Origin of the sequence: Odoribacter sp. N15.MGS-14 (assembly GCF_000980245.1) — a bacterium.
GTDB classification, from domain to species: domain Bacteria; phylum Bacteroidota; class Bacteroidia; order Bacteroidales; family Marinifilaceae; genus Odoribacter; species Odoribacter splanchnicus.
Window position 1 is genome coordinate 1 of sequence record NZ_LARE01000224.1, and the last position, 216, is coordinate 216.

The window sequence follows — 216 nt, forward strand, 5'->3', positions numbered from 1 at the left end:
ACGTCGTGAGACAGTTCGGTCCCTATCCGGCGTGGGCGTAGGATATTTGAGAGGAGCTGTCCTTAGTACGAGAGGACCGGGATGGACTGACCTCTGGTGCATCGGTTGAGAATCAATCTCATGGCCGAGTAGCCAAGTCGGGACGGGATAAACGCTGAAGGCATCTAAGCGTGAAGCCCCCCTCAAGATGAGATATCCCATACGCAAGTAGTAAGA

General features: G+C 53.7%; 1 rRNA gene. It reads left to right on the forward strand.

The window, feature by feature from the left end:
* A 23S ribosomal RNA gene (locus WS34_RS15275) occupies positions 1-216 on the forward strand; the annotation flags it as partial.